Annotated in this window: 3 pseudogenes; all 3 read right to left on the reverse strand. The window is 36.5% G+C overall.

The features are described 5' to 3' along the window. Positions 1-447 precede the first annotated feature (447 nt). Positions 448-846, reverse strand: a pseudogene (locus CWATDRAFT_RS30925) (NF041680 family putative transposase); the annotation flags it as partial. A 218-nt stretch (positions 847-1064) separates the two neighbouring features. Continuing rightward, a pseudogene (locus CWATDRAFT_RS42085) lies at positions 1065-2236 on the reverse strand (ISAzo13 family transposase). 210 nt (positions 2237-2446) lie between these two features. Beyond that, a pseudogene (pilM, locus tag CWATDRAFT_RS30940) lies at positions 2447-2813 on the reverse strand (type IV pilus assembly protein PilM); the annotation flags it as partial. Positions 2814-2955: the final 142 nt, after the last annotated feature.

Genomic DNA, 2955 nt, shown 5'->3' on the forward strand with positions numbered 1-2955 from the left:
TAGATATTTGCTCGATACCAACATTATTATTGCTATTTTTGCAGATGATGGGACGGTTAAAAGTAATCTTGCTCAAGAATATCGTGATAGCTCATAGTACAACGGTAATGTTAACACCTACAATTCTAATTGGCGATACCTTTAAAAGGAAATGATTATTACTGGATTTGGATCGGTGATCACAACGAATATGAGAGTCTTTTGAATTAGCTGGTTAGTCTTAGTGCGATCGCTGTTTTAGGTTGACTTGAGGAACAAAAGCCTACTAATACCTATATAATAGAGACTAAACTGAAATATATTCTCATCTAGTTACTTATTGGACTTTTGACAAAAAAAGTTTGTTAGCGTATATTTTACGCTAAACTAAAATCCCAAAATATCGGCTCTGTATCAGTCAATAAAATTGGCTGACAAATAGGGCTAATCTATAGATTCTGAGGAAAACTAAGGAGCTTTTAAGTTTTCAGTTGATTTTTTGCTCCCTTTCTTGATAACATCATGACGAGTTCGTGGGGCTTTTTTGTAACCTTTAATACGTCCGGAAGAAAAACCTCGACGTTTGGGAAATTTGGCGAAAGTCCCCAAGGTCGTAATTATTCTTGAAAAGTCTCTTTGAACTAGACTAGGGGTGATTTTGATGGATTTATTAGTCTTCAAATACTGTTCCCAATCACGGGGTAAAACCACAGCTAATTTTCTGGCAGCCCACAAATTTACATAAGAAAGAAGTGTTAGTTTAAACCAATTTTCTTCATGATGTACATCGGGAGTTAAATAAGATGTCATCAATAATCTTTGTTTACCAAATCGAAAAAGATGTTCCATGTCATAACGTTGTCGATAGGTGATTTCCAAGAAAAAGTTTCCCACCCATTCTCAGAATCTGTTTGTAGAACATCTCAAATAAGCGAAAAGGGAAAAATAAAAAGTTGTTCGCGGATACTTTCCGCGAACAAAAACCTCCCTATCTAAAAGAAAGAAATACGCTAACTTTTAAATTAGCTTTGACTATTTTTAAAAAGGAAATTCACTTAATTTTACACTCTTATTAACTTTTTAGACTAACTGGGTCTAATCAAAATATCCCATTTAGGTAAGTGAGGATTACGTTCTAAACGTTTCTCAATTTCCTTCATCTCTTTTTTCGTTAAAGAAATGCCTTTTTGATAAACTTTTTTACTTAACTTAACTATCGGATTTAAGCCTTTCCATGTCATAGTTTTTACCCAAGCTAACATCGTTTGAGCATTTCTCAGAAGTGTTCCTTTCCAATGCCTCTCTAAAATTCCCCAACATCTTTCTATGGGATTATATTTACTGTGATAAGGAGGAAAATATAGTAATTGAATAGATTTCTTAGTTTGGTCGGCAAACTCTACCATTCTCTTCAAAAATTGCCTTCTTATTCCACTATTTTCTGCTCCATTATCAACTTTAATTTGGATGTTCTCTAGTTGCTGCTTTTCAGTTATACTCAGACTTGTCCACCATTGCTCCAAGTTATCTACCATGAAATCACTCGTTTTATAAGAACTTCCAAAAGTTACATAAAGTTGCCCTGTATCTTCATCTACAATCCCACAAGGAACGTATTTTTCTTTAGTTCCCATATCATGATCTTGAGCTTGATTATAACCTCTGGTTTGTCCGCCACGTGAATATTCTCCTATTTCCACAGTTGCTTTACAATCCATACTTAAACGTTTCACAGAAGGGTCTTTTTTTCTATCTTTTTTCTCTATATTCTCGAAGATAGCGTCCGTCTCCGAGATTTTTTTTTAGGTTTAGCTTTTACCACTTTTCTTAATCGATAGCCCAAACGATTTAAAATATCTGCCATTGTCGAAGCAGCAGGAACCTCCTCTCCATTATATCCTAGATTTCTTAATTGTTTAATGGCTTCAGCCGCCGTTAATCTTGTATAGGCAATGGGGTTATTAAATGTGGGGTTTTGTTGTGCGTGAGCTTCGGCTATTTCTTTCAATGATTGGGCAACTATTGGGTATCTTTCCTCCCATTTTTTACATCCACTATTGACTGATTGTAATCCTAAACACACTATCTCAGTTCGTTTTTCATGTAATCCAAGTTGAACATTTTTTCTCCCCCAACCAAACAAGATTTCGGTTTGTCTGGCACTTCCTCCACAATACTTGAGACACATTTCAGCTTGAAATGAACGACGCTCTGCTCCCGTCATTTTTGAGGCTGCTAAACGTAAATCATCGACCATCGACGGGGTTAAGGGATGATTTGTCTGTTTTAGCTTCAATTTACTCTCTCTAATCTTTTTACCTCTTCATTTTAATCTATTTCTTCTGTTTTTTCAGACAAGCCAATTATGAAATTTTAAAGTTGTGTACCAAGATCCGCTAACTCTCTGTTCCTTTTATTTCTTGAAAGCCTTTAGTCCAAGCGATTACCCCCTATGGGAAAAGCTTTCTCGGAAATTACCTTGGCCGAAAGTGTCCATGTAGGAGTCTGTTACTTCCCGACGGGTGGCGACTAACAACACTTGTATTTTTTCGATGCCATCTTCGTCTTCAAAGAAGCCCAATTTTTGATAGTCCAAATCGACTTCTTCTCTGGGATAGGGTAAATACAAGGCAGCTTCGTGGTTTAAAACCATATCTCGTAATTCTGCTTCGTCTAATTCCGCAGGAACGGGAATGATGCGGATAATGGCTTCTCGCATGGGAACAGCAGTGGCAATCTTTTTCGCTTTGATCTTATGTTCGGCAAAAAATTCCTGAATCAATTCTGCACCCCCTGGAGAATGCGATAATTTTACCCTCTTCAAAAAGTGCCTTCAGGCAGTGGGATCCTCAAAGTCGATCCGACGGAGGCAAGCTGAATTAAATTACAGAAAGAGAATGAGGGAAAGGAAAAAAATAAGAAGAGAAAAGCAAGTAGGGAGAGAAACTAAAAAAAGGAAAAAGAAAAGAAAAATGA

This window comes from Crocosphaera watsonii WH 8501, assembly GCF_000167195.1.
GTDB classification, from domain to species: domain Bacteria; phylum Cyanobacteriota; class Cyanobacteriia; order Cyanobacteriales; family Microcystaceae; genus Crocosphaera; species Crocosphaera watsonii.